The sequence below is a fragment of the Pseudomonas sp. FG98 genome, from assembly GCF_057808595.1.
On record NZ_JBMDIJ010000034.1, the window covers coordinates 1 to 17,476 of the forward strand.

A 17,476-nucleotide genomic window follows, 5' to 3' on the forward strand; every position below is an offset into this window, starting at 1 on the left:
GGACACCATCGCCTTTGGCGGTGGGGTCAGAAAGGTGTGTTTGCTGGCCGGTTACGCATCACCAGCCGACTCGATGTTCTTTCGAACATGTCGGCTGCGAATTTCAAAGTGAGCTAGTAGATCTGGTATCCCGCTGATGTCTTGCTCATCCAGCTGATGCCGTCGAAGCCGATCGATCAATGGGGCATACACCTTCTCTTCGGCAATGGTGATTTTGTCATCAAGGTCTGACTCGGTCTCAACCGCATAGAAATGCCCTTCCATCCCAATCGCTTTGAGATTGGTCGGCCTGGCCTCTCGACGCCTGTCGTACATCCAGCTCCTAACGTCCTTAGCATTGCTTGGGATTCTGAATCCCTTCTGCAAAAAGCGAGGTATGAAATGCTGATAGACACCTGCCATAACCACTCCTGGGGATCCGCTCAAGTAAAGCAAGCCAGGGGCTTGCCTAACGGTCGATGCTGCCATGTAGGACATATCATGAGTGCCCAAACCGTTCCGTCCGCACTACATCGCCAACTGTTTGAATGAGCCCTGACGCGTGCCTGGCGGCAAAGAGTACAAATGTTCTCCATACGCAGATAGCAGAATACCCTCAGCACACCACCAGTAGACCAACACATCGAGTTTGCCAGCTTTCCGAGGCCGCAGACGCGGCTCACCACCAAATCACAGTGGTAGACTTCCCCTCTCGGTCAAGACAGGGACACGCCCCCGAACTCTGGGCTAAACGCGGACGTCACTGGCGATAAGCAAACAAGGGGAGTTGCCCATGACACTGAAGACGTCGTTCGCCCAAGTGCTCAGGTCGATCAGGGCCAAGCGAAACATTTCGCAGAGAGACTTTATAGACACCAGCCGCACCTTTCTGTCAAAGCTCGAAAGTGCTAAATCAAGCCCCACACTCGACAAGCTTGAACAGATTAGCCAACGCCTTGAGCTGAGCCCACTCACATTGCTGACGCTCAGTTTGAGCCTGGAACGCGGCAAGCCGGCAGCAGAACTCATCGAGCACCTCCGTGGCGAGATAGAAACGCTGGCCCGTGACGGGGTGATACCGGGATTGCAACCTGCGACCTGTGAAATGACGACACGCGCTCCTCAAAGAAGACAGCGCTGCCAAGCGACCCTGAATGGGCAGACAGAATTTGCTTTTCTAGACGCTCAGGACAGTCAGCTTCATCAAACAAGCAGACTGGAAACAGCTGGTAACAAAACAGCATTAGGCCACACCGCATTGGATCCCATTATGCTGGGCGCTTAATTTCAGCATCCGTGGAGACTCCCATGTCGCAAGGTGTGTTTGAGGTTCACTTCCGCTCCAACATCCAGGATTTCGGATCTGGTCTCGTATTCGTCAAGGACGGCAGCGTGAATGGCAGCGATGCCAATTTCCTGTACCAAGGAAAACTTCCCGCTCAATCTGGCGAATTCAAAACCCAGATCACCGTTCAGCAATGGCAAGCCGGCAACACCCATGTTTTCGGTGGTACTGGCGGCTTCGTGCTTGAAGCTCATGGCACTGTCGATTACGAGAAAGGCGTCTTCTCCCTGCAGGGCTCCCCACAAGGGAATACGCAGCTGACACTCCAGGCAAGTGGCAAGCGCATCGGTGACGTAGCTTAAAGGGCATGGCGCAGCTGGTCTCACGCCGGCTGCGCATGCTTCACCGTCTAAACGCTGCCCCTCAGACCTCGTGTAGCAACCAGTGCGTTGAATCCACCTCACCACCGCCAAGAGCGCCCGTGACGTTTTGCATGCAGCGTTCATAAACGTTGGCATTGCGCAAATCTGTACCCTCCAAATTTGCGCCACTGAAGTCAGCCCCTCGAAGGTATGCTCGTCCTCGATTGCCGTCGAGATGACCCCACCTCACCGAGGGCTAGGAGGCTCATCAATCTCATCGATCACATCAGAATCATCCGACTCGAAATCATCATCCCGCCCTCTAATCCAGTCATGGTCAAACACCTCAAGGGTACCAATCAGTCCCTCCTTGGATTTACTCAAGAGCTCCTCTTGCTCACCGATTGCCAGTGCAAGCATCTGGATAGCTGACCGAGCTACGCGAAGCGCAGCCAAGGCGGTTGCCGTAAATCCGTCAAAGTCGTGATGCTCGACTTCAGCAGCCTCTCGGCACTGGGTTATATCGCCTAGATCATGCAAGACCACGAAGCGGTGCGTGCCCGCATTACGTAGGTTTTTCAGGGGGCGCAGAATGCCGGTTCGGGCCTCATAGTCATCGGCCAATTCGACTAACCCGTACAGGGCGTGCACACCATCTCGAACGATTGATTCGACCTCAGGGGTCAGTGAGTTTCCGCTTTCCTTTGAACGCAGGCGCCAGATCTTTCCAAAAAAGATCTGATGCGGTTCCAGACCGAGTTCGAAGTAATGATTCGCGGCGGCAGCGACCTTGTCCAGAAGGTCTATGGCTGTGCGATGAGCAAGAATCAATGCAGACGTAGCCGGGCCATATACGGCGTAGTCCAAGGTGTCATCGAAGTTTCCCGACGTAGGCCACCCCGCTTCATCGCGAGAGCGCCATGCCAGGTCGCGGGCAAGGATGAAGTCGGCTTTAATTTGGTTGAACATCGCGAATATCGGCGGAGGCGTTGCTCCAGCACCAGTCTCTCGCTCCAGAATGCCCGGCAACCGCAACCAATCAAGCTTGCCCATTTCGGGGTCTACAAGCTCAACGGTCGGGCCAAGAGTCAGCCGCTCTTTCTCAACCCAGGCAACAAAGGGGTCACTATGCGGCGCCCTGGACGGCGGCTCCTGAAAGCGATTGAGGAAGCCAAGCATGCCATCCGCTGCCTGCAGCCCCGCATACTTAATGATCCGATCCCGGTTTTCCCGTCCAACCTTGGCATGCGCAGCGGCCTCTAGAACGGCCAGATCCGAACAAAGGCCCATTTGGTAGCAGTAAATCAGGTACCTAGCTGCTGCATGAGCAGCAACACCGTTTTTTGGATCTAGCGCTAAGGCTGCAAGTCGCGCATCGTGACATTCGCTCAAGCGTTGGCTATCTGCCAGTTGATTCGCGAGATTCGTCCAGCTCTGACTACGGGCTGAAATGCTCGCCTCAGTATCTTGAGCCACACTCCAAAAGCATGCTCTGGCCTCCGAGCGTGTGTGCCTGGTGTTTTCCTTATGATCCAGCCACCCATCCCCATCGGGTGAATAGCCAATAGCGCTGACTATCGCAGTGCCTAGGTTGAAGACGATATCCGGAGTGGGGTACTGACTATGGAGTTCACGGTATAGGGCAAGCCCCTCATTGATCGCATCCTGCTGCTGGCATTGCACCCCAGCATTCACCAATGTTGCTGCACGCAACTGCATACTGTTGAGACGATTCGGCCCATCAAGACTCAGCGCTCTTGCTTGCCTCAACGCCTCCTCGGGATCAGTGTCTGTCAGGTGATCCAGGTGAGCAGAAATCTCGCCAAAATTGAAAGAGTCGCCAATCACAGTTCCTTCTCCCACCGGTTAGCCCCCCATACCGATACGTCCCCCAAAAGAGGGCGTATGCGTGATCGCCCCTTGAGTCTGGAGCATCACGAACAATCAGTTAACTTCAAACAGTGAGTCGAGCTCCATGACACCTGGAACTCTATCGATGATGATGCTTTACACCTAGAGCCCCAGATCGCTTCCAAACGCTAAGTCGCGTATCGCCCCGCTGGCATGCCCGTCGTGAACCAATGCCATCTGCAGGCACCGTTGGATGTGCCAATGCAACTCTACTCGTATTTGCAGACAGCCTGGCGAGAGATACAACCTTTCGACTGAGCTCACCTCCAGCGCATTGGTCAGCGCCAGGTACGCTGAGCACCCCACAGCGCTTTCATGGATACGCACGAGGTCGCTCAAGCCTGGCCTACGTCTGTACGTCAGAAGCGCTGAATGGATCATCTCTGTGAGGTCAGAACCATAAGCCAGGGCGGCTCGGGCTAAAATTTCGTTGTTCAACACATCGGTCATGAAACGCTGCACTCTTCAATTTTGGCGACTAGTGCCGGTACTGATCCTTGGCCACCACCTACCTGACGGATTTCAACATGCTGATCCAGTTCGATTTGAACATGAATGACGCACAAGCGCTTTTGCGCCACTGCACCGAGCATCAGCCAGACTGCGGAGACTTTCGGGAAAATGCTCGGCTCAGGGAAGCGCTAGAAACGCTCGCAGACGCGCTAGATGAGGCAATGAGCCCAAATCACGAAAGCGTCGAATCTTCGAAAACGATTGATCCACAGCTGTTGGCTGCTGCGGAGGCGCTGTTTGGTGACAAGGCGAACGCCATGAGCTGGCTATCGAGACCTTTGAGAGCGCTGGGCCATAAAAGCCCGAGGGATATCCCAATCGAAGAGGCCCTGGCGTTGATCCGTCGACTTGAGCATGGCATGGGCGCCTGAAAGCACTGCGAGGTCAGAAACGCCGTGCGAGCAGACGGCTGTTTCCTCCTGCGATTGGCGCCCATTGAAGGCCCTCCGCTCTCACTATTTTGCGGAAGGCCTCTATAGTGCAGGCCCTAAACTCAGAAACGCGGCCTACCGATACCGCCCAACGGGAACCGGCTGGAATCATGCAGCAAACGCATTGCTCGCCGAAGATCCGTTGCCCGATCCATTGCCTTTGTAGCTTCCGAGGGCTCCTCCAGATCCTCCTTTGAGACCACAGGGTAAAGCCCCAGGTACTCCTGCCCTTCAAAACGCTCATCAGGCCTAACCAGCACTGGAAGTATCCGAACCTTGTCGCTTTTCAAGCCATCAAAGAACCCCAGTTCCCAGGGCATCCATTTGGAATTCGTGGCGTTGTCTGTGGCGACATAGTACAGCGATTCCGATTGCATCATGCGATGGCGCAGCCTGCCTGCCGTTTCCTTGGTAACGTGGCTACGATCGAGCCCTGGGTCGTCCACCCAGTCCACATATACCCTCTTCCCTCTTTCCTCCAGCAATTTCTTGATACCGGTTACCAACTCAGCGTCGCTGCTGGCATGAGAAAGGAAAATATCGAAACTGGTTGCCGTCTTGTAGGACTCCAGCGACTCCGTGACAACCGCCCTGATGCTCCGATTACCTTGTGCGCGCTTAGCAGCAGCGCGCGCCTCGGCCTGAGTGAAAAAATGCCATGATCCAGGCTCCTGCCTTTAAGTAGGTATCCGATAAAACGATACGGACTTTGCCTGCCAATCGGACATCACGTCCACCTGCTTTTCTGCTGCCAGCTACGTACGCTCGAAGTGCGACACAATGCCCTTGCTCAACGATCAGGCCGCCCGCCAGGGGCTAAATCGCCCATGAGAATGTCCAATTGCCAGCACTCAGACAGCGGGGTAAATTTGCTGACCACTGACCTGCAAGGGACGAGCAAGATGGCGAGGAACGTATTTTTCAGCTTTCACTTCGGCAACGATTACTGGCGTACCCACCAGATCCGTCAGATGGGCTCGTTGCAAGGGCAGGCCGTCTGTCGACCTAACGAGTGGGAAGAGGTCAAGCGCAAGGGTGCAGCATCGATCGAGGCCTGGATCGATGAAAATATGAAAGGCAAAAGCTGCGTCGTAGTGCTGGTCGGCTCCGAAACAGCTCTGCGCCCTTGGGTGCTCAAAGAGATTGTCAAAGGCTGGAATGGCGGCAAGGGTATTCTTGGTATCCGCATCGACAAGCTTCTCGACTCTGAAAGCAAACCATCACGGCCCGGCCAGAATCCGTTCGACATGATTGACTGCGGAGCCGGAAAGCTCTCAAGCCGCGTCGATCTGATAACCCCCCAAGGCTTCGACAGCAAGGCTGTATACGCCGACATCCATGCGAACATGGAGCGCTGGATCGAGACAGCCATTCGCAAACGCAACGCCTAGGCCCACTGCGCTTCTCATGATCTTTCCGTGGCCAGGCACATCGAGATGGGCATCTCACGGCAAGCTATTTTTAACGACGTGCTGCCGGCGCCGACTACGTTGATCAGCAGCCGGCCAGTTGCCAGAAGCCACCCTGGCATTGCGATATCTAAAGCAAGGCTTCAGCGTCAGGTATGCTCAACCTGAAGCCTTTCTCACAGCTGCAGCGAGAGCGGATCGCTGGACTCGCTCGAAAAGCGCTTGGCGAGCCCCATCCTGAGCACAAGACCTCTACAGCACCCTCTTGCCCAGTATTCGCTAGACTCACCGCTCCACGCATGAAGGAAACAGTGGAACTGCGGTAGATCACAAGGATCGCCCTAATACCTCCATCTCACCGTCGGCTCAGCTTCAAGGCCTTAGCCCAGGCCTCTTTGAAGCCTTTGAGGGACACTATTCCATCTGTATAACCAACCCGCATTCGAGCCGTTTTCCCGCTCATCATTTGCCGAAGAGCTTCTCCATTTTTCGCTACGTTGTTGCATGACCCAGGATCATCTACAGGTGTAAGGCGCACGGCTTTCTTTCCGTCCACTGACACGCTGCTGAGGTCGTAGTCACAGGATGGCCAATACATCTCGCCGACAAATCCAACGGACGGGCTCAGCGTTACGAGTCGCCCACCGAAAATGGTAAACCCGATGCTAAGGTCAGCCTTCGGGCCAAATGGAGACCCAGGCTTCGGAGTGTCTTGAAAGTCAGTCCTTATCGCGACCTGTGTAACGGTGTCCATATCATCATGCAACGCCTTTACACGCCAATCGCCAAACGACTCCCAATCGTCACCCTGGCTATAAGCCGATGCTAATAGCAGAAATAGAGCTAGCCAGCACTTGCTCACTTAGCTTCGCCCTTCTCAGTATCCATTAGTTCACGCCATTCAAGCTTCTGGCGTAACCTAAAAAACTCCTGAGCAATGTTTGAGTCTTCATAAATACTATGGAGCGCTTGATCTTTCCGCTGATTCGAACTTACAAACCACTCTCTCAATTGGCCACCGCCGACCTTAGGCAAGTGATCATTGAAAACTTTGAAGGCAAATACGGCGCTTTTACTTGTAATCGTCTTGTCGCTACGCTGAACTTCGTTCAGAATCGACTCCATGCCCACGCAATATCGAAGCGGAATTCGACTACGAGCAGTTGCGCTGAACTGAAGCTCGGAATAGATCCACGGGGACAACGTTCGCTCCACCCCTGCAATGGTGGTGATCGGGAGCGAATTATCGGTATTGAGGAACACGAACAACTCTGAGCGATCGATCATCGCGTGCAGAGCCCCCATCAGCATCATGTGGACGCCTGCGGTCAGCTCGGTAGCTTTTCTGTAGTTATAGATAACCCCACCTTCAGGTTTTTTCTTAGGCTCAGCATAAACCTCATTTAGAGCGTCAAGTAGATTATCAAAATAACCCCATACGCAGGAGTCAACAAAGACATCTAGCCCCTTATCCCTCAGGGCAACCGCCAACTCGATCGCCTGATCAGCATCTCGATGCGAGTGGGAAAGGAACACATGCGCCTTCTTGGCGGGAAATAGATGATCAGCAAGCTTTTGAGCATCAATGACATCTTGACCTTTGAATTGGCCAACCATGTAGTCAGACAGTTTCTCAAATGCCCCCTTCTCCTGGGCTTTGAAGTCCTCGATTTCTGAGGGGTCAACTTCGCGAAGGCGTTCGTAATCGTTCAGCTCAAAACCTACGTACATCGATCTTCCTTACTCGAATGTCTAGGGACTGTGAACCACGCACCGCTGCTGGTTCTCTACCGCGCCAGCTGACCACCTAAACGGTAGCGCCAGGTGCCGGACTGCATTGGGGCAGGATTCTACCACTGCCTAATGTCATTTTGCCTTCCGCTATCACTTAGCGCTGCGAGCAGTTGATTAGAGCACGTGAGTGCACTTCGCATCGACTACAGTCAGCCGGGCTTGACACCACGATGGGCCCTCCAGGAGCAACTGCAGAGGTTCCACCCTACCCTCCTTCGATCCGACCATTGGCCGCAGCTTCGAGATTGTGGGTGCAGAGGTAAGCAACGCCAATGCGAGCTTGCTCTGAACCACCGCGCCATCTCTGCCGCAAGCCCATTCAGCAGGTACTACAGAACGTCGAATGGCGCACCGACTGCGGCCACATCAGCCGCCTACTTCCTCGCGAGTGAAAGCAAGCCTCACCTGGCTGAGTTGACGCATCAGATTGGCTCGCACGCTCGGTGGTTACCTGACGATGAGGTGGATCATGGAGGGGGCATCCAGAATGCAGGGTGGGCGCTGAGAGCTTCAGGCTCAGCACCTGATGGAGTCCGAAAGCTAAACTATTTCTTAGATTCTGCGAGTGATGGGGGGCACTGGCAGGAAAATCGAAACTATAGTTTAGTTTTTCGTGCTCCATGACCTGCTTCATCGCCAGTGTGTCCGGGATCAGTTGATCCAGTTCAGTTTGGCGCGTGGAAATCCTGGCGGAAGGGTGATCGCGTCCGCTTAAAAGTACGCGGACACCATCGCCCTTAATGCTGGAGATCGGAAGGTGAGTTCGTCGGATGCTTACCCTTGATCAGCTGAGTGAGTGTTGCAACCTGAGGTGCCCACATCAAGATTTAGGGGGTTCCCTGAATGACCACTTGCCTTTTGCAGCAGTGCCGACGCTGAAGTCGATACCTCCTCACATCGGCTTGACAGAGATCACAGTGACGTATCTGTATTTTTTCCTAGCTGATTTAACAGCCTCTTGCTCAGCCAGGAGAGTACTCAACGTATTCGCCTCATACACAAACTCCTGAGTTGTGCCCTCAAACTCGTTGCCCACTTCCAGCACTACTCTCAATCGAGGTGTGAAAGCATTCCTTGGCTTTTTCTTCGTCGACGACGCCACAGGTGGCACGGAGACCACATCACACTGGATGTCCGGTTCAGCAACGGGCCTAGCGCGGTCGGAGGCTTCACCGCCACCGAAGAGCGCTTTCCTCATCTCTTCTTCAGTCAAATTTTCGTTCATAAATTTCGGGTTATCCAGGTGGAAAAATCCACAAGCTACAAGCATCTGCCGGCAGCAGAATCGCGCGATGAGGTGAGCCTGTTGGTTACTCAGTCACTGTCACAGTGCTAAGCGGGTCGAGGACATGCCGCTTCCCAGTACCGAACATATATTCAACATGCAGCCCCTCGCATCCCACGATCAGTGCCAGTAAAGGACGACCATCGTGCCGGTCGGCAGCCAAAATCTTCCATTCGTTCAGGTCGGTTGAGGATGGCGAGGGAAGGTTCTGAGGATGGATATGCCATTCTCTGATGTCGCGTACAAGGCCATTGCTTTCTTTCCAACGCTTCATGGCGAGCTCGTGGTGAAAATAAGGCATGCGTTCAAAGAGAAATCTGAAGCGTCTGTCCCAAAACGAGGGCTCAGTGGCCACTGATAATCTCCAAGTGCTCACCGCGCACATGACCAAGCAAGATCCCGCCTGCCTCTTTCGAGCCTATCCCTCTTGGATGTATCGACTGAAGACCTCTAGGGGTTGCTCACGCAGATATGGGAAACCGGCAGGCATGGTCACATCCAGCACTGTGCAGTGCTACCTAACGCCGACGATGACTGCTCGTCCTTTGGGATACGTGACCTCCGCCCCGGTCGACCATATGACCGTGCTGGAAGTGCCCCAGCCATTGCCGCCTAGAGGGGCAAGGTACGCTATCACTGGAAAGCCCTTCATCCGCCCTCATGCCTAGGCCTTTTGCGGAGCAATGCTCATAGTGAAAATTGCCCGGAGCATTGCTCATAATTTTTCGACATCTCAGATTTGGTTAATCTTCAGACACCGACAAAACTGGTGGACGATCATGGACAACCAACTAAGAAAACAGGTCAAAGAACTCCGCGAGGCTGCCGACGTGAGCGTCAATCTGGCCGCGATGTGGGCCAACGTTGCCGAAAGAACCTGGAGAGCCTGGGAGACCGAAAGCAGCAACGTCACCGCACGCTCGCCTTCCCCTGCTGCACTGTGGAGTTTCCTGGCTCGATCAGGGATTGACATGCGGAAGTTGGGTCGCGGGAATGACGTGAAACCACGCGGGCTTGCCATGTCTATCGCCTGCTATAAGGGGGGAGTTGGAAAGACCTCTATCACTGTGAACCTTGCGGCCACCCTCGCGGAAATGGGGCTCCGGGTGGCAGTGGTGACCAATGACTATAGCCACCGCTACGCACGCGAGGAAGGCGAGCAGCCGGCTCCGGACAGTTGGGTAGGTCGGGTCGGGTTTTTCGATGAGCGCGACCTCATCACCTTCCCATCAGCGGTGAAGCAGCGGCGTAAGCAAATACGCGATCATCTGGCGGCTTTGCCCCCGGATGCACAAGCGAAATACCGACTCGTCCATGCCGATGACCTTGAAGGACTGGAGCGGAAACAGCGGGCTACCGAAAAACTCAGCCAACTGATCGCACGACATGATTACGTGTTGCTCGATGTGAATGCTGAACTTGAGCTAGTACGGCGCTTCGCAGACCTAGTTGCCGTGGTGGTGGACACCAACTGCTGGATGGCTGTGCGTAGCGCTGGAAAATTCGTCTCTGCACTGCAGAAAATAAAATGTCGCGAAACAAAGCCAAGTTACTTCGGTTTGCTGACCAACTGCGATGTAGGAGGCGTCAGCAGGGAGCTTGAAGAGTTTGTTGGCGATTTCGTGAGTCTGAGTGATGAACAGTACCAGGACATCCTGGAATCGAAATACTCAATATGCCGGCGCCGCGAGCGAGTGCTGGAGATGGTCGACTCACTGGCATTTCCTCCTCTGCATACCGAGTTGAGCGGCGCTTACCGCATCGCCATCGAGATGCTAGAGGAGTCCCCTCCCCCGGGACAGGAGTATGGATATTTCAGCGCATTCGTGGATTTCGCTCCGCGCTCTCACGCCGCGCGGGAGATGCGTCGCCTGGCAGATGAGCTTGTCCATTGGAGGCTCCGCAACACTTGGGAGTGAGATAGGCAAACAAAACACGCCTTAAGCCCCCATGCTCAAAGAGGCCTCCACACACGCGGTGGGGGGGGGCGAAGTCAACTAGTTGATATCGATGTGATCAGGTAATCGGGCTAGTTAATAACTGCGGGGCAGCTTCGTACTACCGACGAAAGCTGTGTGAGCTAAACGCGCACCACTTTCACCACCTGCTCCTCTCCTCACGATTGGTGGCTTCCTTCACGTGCCGTTGGATCCGGTCAATCAGGTCTCCTCTGCCATCAATGTCAGCGGTCAGGGCGACACTCAAGATCCCCGGCTGACCGACAACTGCGGGCAACCGCCATACCTCGTAGCGAGTCACACCAGACTTCGTACTTGCTAGAAGTCGTGGAGTCGATCTGAGCAACGACCAGGCGCACATGGCGAATACAGACCGGCATGGAAGTCGCCCATCCTGGGAGCAAACGGTCTTGATTAGCTGGGACGACGATAGCGGCGTGGTGCTTCAATCATGAACCTGGCTAATTCAAGAAAGAAACGCCTCCCCCAGAACACCGCCTCGCCACCGTGGAAATCCGCCGCAGCCGCGTGATCTTCACTGAGTTCGGCCCTCCTTTGCATCAAGCATTGCGGGGTGCCGATCTAATACTCTAGCTAGCCAGCCAACGGCTGATACGGCAGGATGAGATCCTGCCATGTTCGCCCGATAGGCCGGCATCACTCCTCGCTGTTCAACGGTGTTGATGTGGTGTGTACGAGGTGAGCTTGGCCCACGCATGCCATGCCACTAACGCCCCGGACAGCTGAGACAACACCATGTTAGTCGATTACCCAACCCTTGATGAGGCACAGGAAAAGCGTATTGCCGCTGTTCACGGCGGCTTCCTGTATCAACATCTGTTTGCCGTCGGTTGTCTGCTGAAGGCTAACGGCTCGAACGTCTCACATGTGGTGATCGAGCGTGACGAGGACGTCGAAGTCGCTCTGGCTGATACCCGCATCTACGTCCAGGTCAAAACGCGGGTCGAGCCACTCGTGCCTAGCGACCTCAACTCTGCCTTTGACCGCTTCCAACAACTTCGCGATCAGCACACCCACGGCCAACGCCACGGCAAAGCTGTTTTCGTGGTTGCCTCGAACCAGCCTCCAGGCCCAAAGCTCAGCGCGAGCATCGAGCGCAAGGAGATGGCGGATGATGTTCATTTCATCTATCCGGGCAAGGCTATTCCGACGGAAATCGCCTGCCTTCCGGCATGTCAGCCTGACTTGGGACGTGCGATCGCGGACTGCGTGAAGCTGGCAGAAACGGTACCCCATGGCGTACTGGTACCGGAGTCATTGGTATGGAAGCTGGCGGGTAAGGTGCAAGCCGCCGCTACCGGTCGTGAAGATCTGGGAGGCTACACGTTTCACACAAAAGCGCTGCCCGCGCTCTTCGAACAGATCCTGACGCAGCTCCAACGTCTGCCTGCGCTTCAAGCTAACTACCTCCCACAGATTGATGAACCTGAGCTCGTCAATGGCGAACGTATTCGTGTCATTTGCGGATTTTCCGGGGCGGGCAAGACGTCATGGTGCGCCCAAGCTGCGATACGTAGCCTTGAGCCCTCCGTTTACTTCAACGCTCGCGAAACCGCAGGCTCGGCCCTCGCTCGGTCACTGACAAGGGAGATTGCGGGAGCTGTAGTTGAGAACCCCTATGAGATTAACGAAATATTCGCAAGCAGCGCTTCGGGCATCGACTCCTTGAGCGCGCTTGATCGCCACCTGGAGGCCAAAGGTATAAGGCCTTTGGTGGTGATTGATAACGCTCACGAGATCTCCGCAGCAGACCTGCAAGCAGTTTTCGGCTGCACCCCGCATATGCGCTTCATTCTTCTGTGCCAGCCGGTGGAGTCGATCCAGGAACTGGAACAACTGTGTGGCCTGCGTCGAGAGACACTCCAGGGGTGGAGCCTCGATTCCGTAGCCGCCGAAACGTCTCGCCTAGGGGCAAAAGGTGACGTCAAAACCCTGGAGAAAGTGCGCGCCATAACGGCTGGAATGCCACTGTATCTGCAAAACGCAGCCCGGCTTGCAGCTGAGGATTACGCAGGAGACCTGGCAGAGCTGTGCGAGGCACTTGAGCAGCAGGCCACCCTGGAAACAACCGCTCAGGAACTCATCCTGACCAGGGTTTACCAGGGGCTCGCGCAACCCAGTCAGCAAATCGTCATGCTCTTGAGCATGGTCGATGTCGCTATCACCCAGGACGAGTTGCTGCGATTGATGCACTGCTACGCCCAATTGCCAACTGCTGCGATCAACGCGGCAGTGAGGACACTGCGTGCACACGGAGTCCTGGAGATTCAAGGTAACCGCGAGATCAAACTCCACGATGCCATGCGGCTGATTGGGTCAAGCCAATCGCACGCGATAGACGAAGAGCACCTGCTCGCGACGAAAAGATTGCTCAAAGACCTCTTGCTCACGTCGTTGCAGCAAACGCGAAGCCATCACCGACTGAGACTTTTTGTCCGTACCCTGCTAGATCTAAAGGAGCAAGAGTTCCTGATCGAGCTGGCCGGCGAAGAAATGTTCAAGGAAACCGGGCTGGGAGCCATGCTCATCGACTATTTGGAGGCCACCTCCACCGCACCAGATCTTGATCCCGAGACCCGGTACTGGGCCGTCGACTCTCTGTTTTTCCTCCTCCACCAATCGGAAGATGAGCGTGACAAGCCAGAGCACCTTGCATTGATGGCTCAATTGGTTCGTGACAACGCACTAACCGACCGCGCAGTCATCTCCTACCATCTGAAGAGTATGGATTGGATGGGAATGCAGGGTGACGCGCCCGGCGTCCATCGGGCCATCGACGTTGTGAGTCGACTGCCTGGACTTACTCCCGAACGCATCCCGCCGTTCCACTACAACGCCGCCGTCGCGCTGTGGCGAGTAGGTCAGTATCAGTTCGCAGAGACATACGTTGACAAGGCCATTGGAGACTACCTCAACGTTCTGAAAATTAGCGAAAGCTGGATCATGGGTAGGCCAATGCGGGATGTATCAGCCTTCCTGAATGAATCATCTGCAGATTGGCAGGCTGTGAACCATCTCGCGGGTGCTTACGAAGTCAAAGCCATGCTGCTGAAGCTACGTGGCATTAACCCGTTAACGTACCGTCTCTTTGCTTTTAAATTCTTCTGGTGCACCCAAGCATTCAGCTCAATGATCAAAACGGGGCTTGATGCCGCGCAGGACATGTTGGACAAACGTACCTTTGAGGCCGCCCGGGAGATGGTTGGCTCTACCATCATCCCTCTCATCATGCATGCCCAACTTCTGGGCGAACTCACCAGTGCCCGAAGCTTCTACGCCGTGATCCTGGCCTACTGTGGAGATCTACAGGGTGCTGACAAGGAAATGGCCGCGCTCGCACCCTTCCGCTCTGGTTATTCAGAAGATAAGCGACGGGAGTATGACTTCCAGTTACAACTGATTGACGATATTCGTGCTGGCCGGGTCAGATGATCGGATGAATCATCCAACCCAAATGTCGTGCTAGTGAACTCAGCTGCCCCACATGCGGGGCAGCTGCTGATTCAAGCTGAGGCGGTACTGCGCTCGTCATCCATGACGATGGAGCCGATGATCTGATACTTGCGTCGATCATAAAGTCGGAAGTACAGGGCTATGCCGCCTCTAACCCCGAAACTGGCGAGGACAATCCAGGGAATGGCCTTGAAGAACAGAGAGCTCGCCGCCGTACCAGCGGCAAAACCGAGCCAGGCCAACACTCAAGACAAGTGCACAAAGACCTGCGACGAGTACTCTGAAGCGCTTGAGAGCCGAGGCGCGGCCTGAAGATTCCTCACGCGCAGGTGCGCCCTGCAGTGGAACCCCACTTTTGCTAGGAAAGATCTTGTTCATGGCATTTCCCTCGCAGGACGATCACAGATGCACCTGAGAGGAACAAAATCATCGGTGGCAGGCTGAGCTCGATCCAGAGGGCGAGTTTTACCCAACCTTGCCGCAGCCAACACAACAAGGGGCTGCTCCCTATCTTCCATTGAATCCGGCAGCTTCAGGTCTGTCGCAAGTCGAACGGCCACGTATTCTGCGTCCCAACCCCTGATCGTCAGCTCTTCGATTGCGAGCCGTTCCAAGTGCGCAAAATTCCGATTGCCCTTACCAATTTCTTGCGCAGGGTAAATTTCCGGCTCCAAGGGAGTGAAAAGCTCACAGATCAAAAGCGGAAAGCGTAGCCCTATCACAGTGCTTGACCTGGCCATCGTCGCTGGCAACAGCACCGCAGCTTTTTCATTGTTCTCAAATATAAGAACTCCGTCTCGCTTAAAAATTTTCAAGAGGGGGGGGGAAGAAAAATGCGAAAACCAGACAGACGGTAAGAAAATTGGCAAATCATCAACGCTTTCTCGACATTTTGGCTGATTTAGCGAAAAACGGACACCATCTTTCCTCTTCACCTCCGGAGTTTTCATAATGCTTTGTAGTGGCTCAAAGGCGCGCAGCCGAGGCCGAAATCAGGGTATTTCCACTACCCCCTCGCAGCCCGGCACTAAAACGTGGCAGGGCATCGGATGCATTGAGATTACTCAGTAGACCTTCCACACCTGACCTTCCCACCCTGGGTCTAGGCATTCAAATTACTTGGATCGCTTCGACGCGATCAGAGCAAAAAAGGCCTCCTCCCTTGTGAGACCCTCCCTCAAACGTGAGACCAAAAACTCTGCATCTGCTGCAGCTGGATCAAAAAAATCTCGGGAATGCCTGACGATGGATAGCCAGAGTTCATAGGGAAGCGCTGTATGCTGGCTGCCTCTGCACCGATAGCTTGGACGTCCCAGCAGTGAGGGCTCCCGCTCGACCAATTCATCAGCCAGTCGCTGGAAGATTTGGAAAGGTGTATCACTCATACCGATGATCGAGGGATGAGTAAGACGCCTGATGGATTGAATCGCGCCCACGGGGTCGATGGTGTGCAAGCGCGACAACCGCATCACGTCAGCTTCGAACACCTCGGCGCCGACTGTCGCGGCCAAGCGCTCGACAGCTTCGAGCTCAGCCAGGTTACGACGCTCCAATCCAATTACATGCTTCTCCATAACCATCGGCCTCGTCAATTTTTGCCTCACCAAGCCTGGGCAGTGTTTCACGCCGGCATGAGCGTGGGATAATGCGGACTGCGTCGTGAACCGCGTTTCAGCTGAGCCCGAATCGATCATACCGCGTTGACGATCCGGGTTAGATCTACGACCTTGAAAGGACACATCATGAGTTCGCGCGACCTACCACCGTTCCCGTCTGACCTTCGACTGGACTACGCAACCGGATTCACAGCTCCAAGCACGGATAACGCCACCGCACGTTGAGCAGCGTCCCCTCCCCCCTAAATTAGCAGGAGTACTTTTGTACTCCAACGGAATAGCCATGAACGACCTGTGGTTGCGAGAACGAGAACGAAGACAAGCAATAGGGCAGCTCGCTGACATGCAACCCGGCGATCGCAGTGCACGGCCAATCCTTAAGCGCCTGGATGACCTTGAGCGGCTTGACCGTGAAACTCCACTGGGCGCGTGCCAACTGGATTTCACGAAACTTGCCGAACTGCCCAGGGAGCCTCACCCAATTGGCTGCTGGATTATCCGTGATCGGGATATTCCACAGCCGTGGATGACTCGCTTTGCGATTGCTTTAGGCCCCGCAGGTAGGGTCTCGGAAGGGCTTTACTGGCACGACTGGATTGACTTTCTGCAGGCCTGGGAAAGAGACCTCGCACACCTTGAGCAGCACCGCATGGCGATTGATGAAGAGTGAGCGCATCTGAGAGCGTTGATGTTGAGCTTCCCATCTCGGGCGGTGCCACCTTCAGGCGCCTCCCCCGCTACAGCCACAAAGCGCTCAACGGCACCGAGATGGCCTGCCCTGTTCCCGATGAGTACCCTCCCCCGATGCGCGCGCAATGCCAGGTCTCTAAACCTACTGGCGCTCTCTATGTGGCCCGAAGACAACTCTGAGCCTGGCTTGAACCCGGCACATCTCAATCGACCGTTTTAATACCACCATCCAACTCCACGAGGCACCGGGTGCCAGCAGAGTTATCGAACAACAATCCCATGCTGCGCGAAATCGCTCAACAACCTCTTCCGGCTCAGCATGCTGGGGAGCTTGAATATATTTCTGTATCCATACCAAATGCCCATTGGGAGGATGATAAGCCCCAGGCCAAATGTCGCGGTGGCGGCAATAATTGCGGCTGGAATCGAACCTATCGAAAACACAATCCCCTTAAGCACGGTGGCCCTAGCGATCAATCGAATGTCATCTAGATCAAATTCGACTTTTCCATCTCCGTTTTCAAATGCCAAAACGACGATGGACTTTTTCGAAGTTCGCTTAAAGTACCAGGTTCTCGGAACCTCAGTAGCCATTGCGCCATGAGTCCTGAGGTACTTCGGAACTACAACGTTCTTGAAATAAAAGGTGTTACCCTGCTCATCTTCCAACCTTACACGGCTATAAATAGCATCAAGATCCCCTCGTTCCTGAACGTCATAGTTTTTGATGGTCACCGTAATTTTTTCAAGGTCGGCCATTATTCATCCT

The 17,476-nt window shown here is 54.7% G+C and carries 17 protein-coding genes and 1 pseudogene; 8 read left to right on the forward strand and 10 right to left on the reverse strand.

The annotated features are described in order from the left end of the window. Window positions 1-51 precede the first annotated feature (51 nt). Window positions 52-402, reverse strand: coding sequence for a DUF4238 domain-containing protein (locus ACODSK_RS19045; RefSeq protein WP_489018221.1), 351 nt, complete (start codon window positions 400-402; stop codon window positions 52-54). 370 nt (window positions 403-772) lie between these two features. Between ACODSK_RS19045 and ACODSK_RS19050 the strand changes: the two genes are divergently transcribed. Next, on the forward strand, window positions 773-1,264 hold the full coding sequence (locus ACODSK_RS19050; protein WP_489018222.1) for a helix-turn-helix domain-containing protein: 492 nt from the start codon (window positions 773-775) through the stop codon (window positions 1,262-1,264). Window positions 1,265-1,287: 23 nt separating this feature from the next. Further along, entirely contained in the window at window positions 1,288-1,626 is a 339-nt protein-coding gene (locus ACODSK_RS19055; protein WP_489018223.1) for a GrlR family regulatory protein, read from the forward strand. A 61-nt stretch (window positions 1,627-1,687) separates the two neighbouring features. Here ACODSK_RS19055 and ACODSK_RS19060 read toward each other — a convergent pair whose 3' ends face one another. Beyond that, window positions 1,688-1,876: a pentapeptide repeat-containing protein gene (locus tag ACODSK_RS19060; protein ID WP_489018224.1), complete on the reverse strand. Its 189-nt coding sequence runs from the start codon at window positions 1,874-1,876 to the stop codon at window positions 1,688-1,690. After that, window positions 1,873-3,474, reverse strand: coding sequence for an LA2681 family HEPN domain-containing protein (locus tag ACODSK_RS19065; protein WP_489018225.1), 1,602 nt, complete (start codon window positions 3,472-3,474; stop codon window positions 1,873-1,875). The genes ACODSK_RS19060 and ACODSK_RS19065 overlap by 4 nt, the downstream gene beginning before the upstream one ends. A 560-nt stretch (window positions 3,475-4,034) precedes the next feature. Between ACODSK_RS19065 and ACODSK_RS19070 the strand changes: the two genes are divergently transcribed. Further along, on the forward strand, window positions 4,035-4,421 hold the full coding sequence (locus ACODSK_RS19070) for an antitoxin Xre/MbcA/ParS toxin-binding domain-containing protein (protein WP_489018226.1): 387 nt from the start codon (window positions 4,035-4,037) through the stop codon (window positions 4,419-4,421). A gap of 122 nt (window positions 4,422-4,543) precedes the next feature. On the opposite strand, the gene ACODSK_RS19075 is transcribed toward ACODSK_RS19070, so the two are convergent. Then, window positions 4,544-4,987 (reverse strand): toll-Interleukin receptor, encoded by a 444-nt coding sequence (locus tag ACODSK_RS19075; protein ID WP_489018227.1) that lies wholly within the window; start codon window positions 4,985-4,987, stop codon window positions 4,544-4,546. Between the two features lie 396 nt (window positions 4,988-5,383). Between ACODSK_RS19075 and ACODSK_RS19080 the strand changes: the two genes are divergently transcribed. After that, window positions 5,384-5,872 (forward strand): TIR domain-containing protein, encoded by a 489-nt coding sequence (locus ACODSK_RS19080; RefSeq protein ID WP_489018228.1) that lies wholly within the window; start codon window positions 5,384-5,386, stop codon window positions 5,870-5,872. A gap of 876 nt (window positions 5,873-6,748) precedes the next feature. Here the strand turns inward: ACODSK_RS19080 and ACODSK_RS19085 are convergent. The 3 genes from ACODSK_RS19085 to ACODSK_RS19095 all read right to left on the reverse strand — a co-directional run bounded on the left by ACODSK_RS19085 (window position 6,749) and on the right by ACODSK_RS19095 (window position 9,243). Beyond that, window positions 6,749-7,621 carry a hypothetical protein gene (locus tag ACODSK_RS19085; RefSeq protein WP_489018230.1) on the reverse strand — a complete coding sequence of 291 codons (873 nt, stop codon included), beginning with the start codon at window positions 7,619-7,621 and terminating at the stop codon, window positions 6,749-6,751. A 955-nt stretch (window positions 7,622-8,576) separates the two neighbouring features. After that, a complete protein-coding gene (locus tag ACODSK_RS19090) occupies window positions 8,577-8,909 on the reverse strand; it encodes a hypothetical protein (protein WP_489018231.1) in 333 nt (110 codons plus the stop codon). Between the two features lie 85 nt (window positions 8,910-8,994). Further along, on the reverse strand, window positions 8,995-9,243 hold the full coding sequence (locus ACODSK_RS19095; protein WP_489018233.1) for a hypothetical protein: 249 nt from the start codon (window positions 9,241-9,243) through the stop codon (window positions 8,995-8,997). A gap of 505 nt (window positions 9,244-9,748) precedes the next feature. Between ACODSK_RS19095 and ACODSK_RS19100 the strand changes: the two genes are divergently transcribed. The 3 genes and pseudogenes from ACODSK_RS19100 (at window position 9,749) to ACODSK_RS19110 (ending at window position 14,380) form a co-directional block, all read left to right on the forward strand. Next, the gene (locus ACODSK_RS19100; protein WP_489018235.1) at window positions 9,749-10,888 is read left to right on the forward strand and encodes a ParA family protein; all 1,140 of its coding nucleotides are present in this window, start codon (window positions 9,749-9,751) and stop codon (window positions 10,886-10,888) included. A gap of 389 nt (window positions 10,889-11,277) precedes the next feature. Then, window positions 11,278-11,382 (forward strand): annotated as a pseudogene (locus ACODSK_RS19105) (hypothetical protein); the annotation flags it as partial. A 301-nt stretch (window positions 11,383-11,683) separates the two neighbouring features. Continuing rightward, window positions 11,684-14,380, forward strand: coding sequence for an ATP-binding protein (locus ACODSK_RS19110; protein ID WP_489018237.1), 2,697 nt, complete (start codon window positions 11,684-11,686; stop codon window positions 14,378-14,380). A 395-nt stretch (window positions 14,381-14,775) separates the two neighbouring features. On the opposite strand, the gene ACODSK_RS19115 is transcribed toward ACODSK_RS19110, so the two are convergent. Together ACODSK_RS19115 and ACODSK_RS19120 are read right to left on the reverse strand one after the other, a co-directional pair. Next, entirely contained in the window at window positions 14,776-15,351 is a 576-nt protein-coding gene (locus ACODSK_RS19115) for a hypothetical protein (RefSeq protein ID WP_489018239.1), read from the reverse strand. Window positions 15,352-15,516: 165 nt separating this feature from the next. Further along, window positions 15,517-15,975 carry a hypothetical protein gene (locus ACODSK_RS19120; RefSeq protein WP_489018240.1) on the reverse strand — a complete coding sequence of 153 codons (459 nt, stop codon included), beginning with the start codon at window positions 15,973-15,975 and terminating at the stop codon, window positions 15,517-15,519. A 325-nt stretch (window positions 15,976-16,300) separates the two neighbouring features. On the opposite strand from ACODSK_RS19120, the gene ACODSK_RS19125 reads away from it, so the two are divergent. Continuing rightward, window positions 16,301-16,687 carry a hypothetical protein gene (locus ACODSK_RS19125; protein WP_489018241.1) on the forward strand — a complete coding sequence of 129 codons (387 nt, stop codon included), beginning with the start codon at window positions 16,301-16,303 and terminating at the stop codon, window positions 16,685-16,687. Window positions 16,688-16,968: 281 nt separating this feature from the next. Here the strand turns inward: ACODSK_RS19125 and ACODSK_RS19130 are convergent, their stop codons facing one another. Further along, on the reverse strand, window positions 16,969-17,466 hold the full coding sequence (locus ACODSK_RS19130) for a hypothetical protein (protein ID WP_489018242.1): 498 nt from the start codon (window positions 17,464-17,466) through the stop codon (window positions 16,969-16,971). Window positions 17,467-17,476 lie beyond the last annotated feature (10 nt).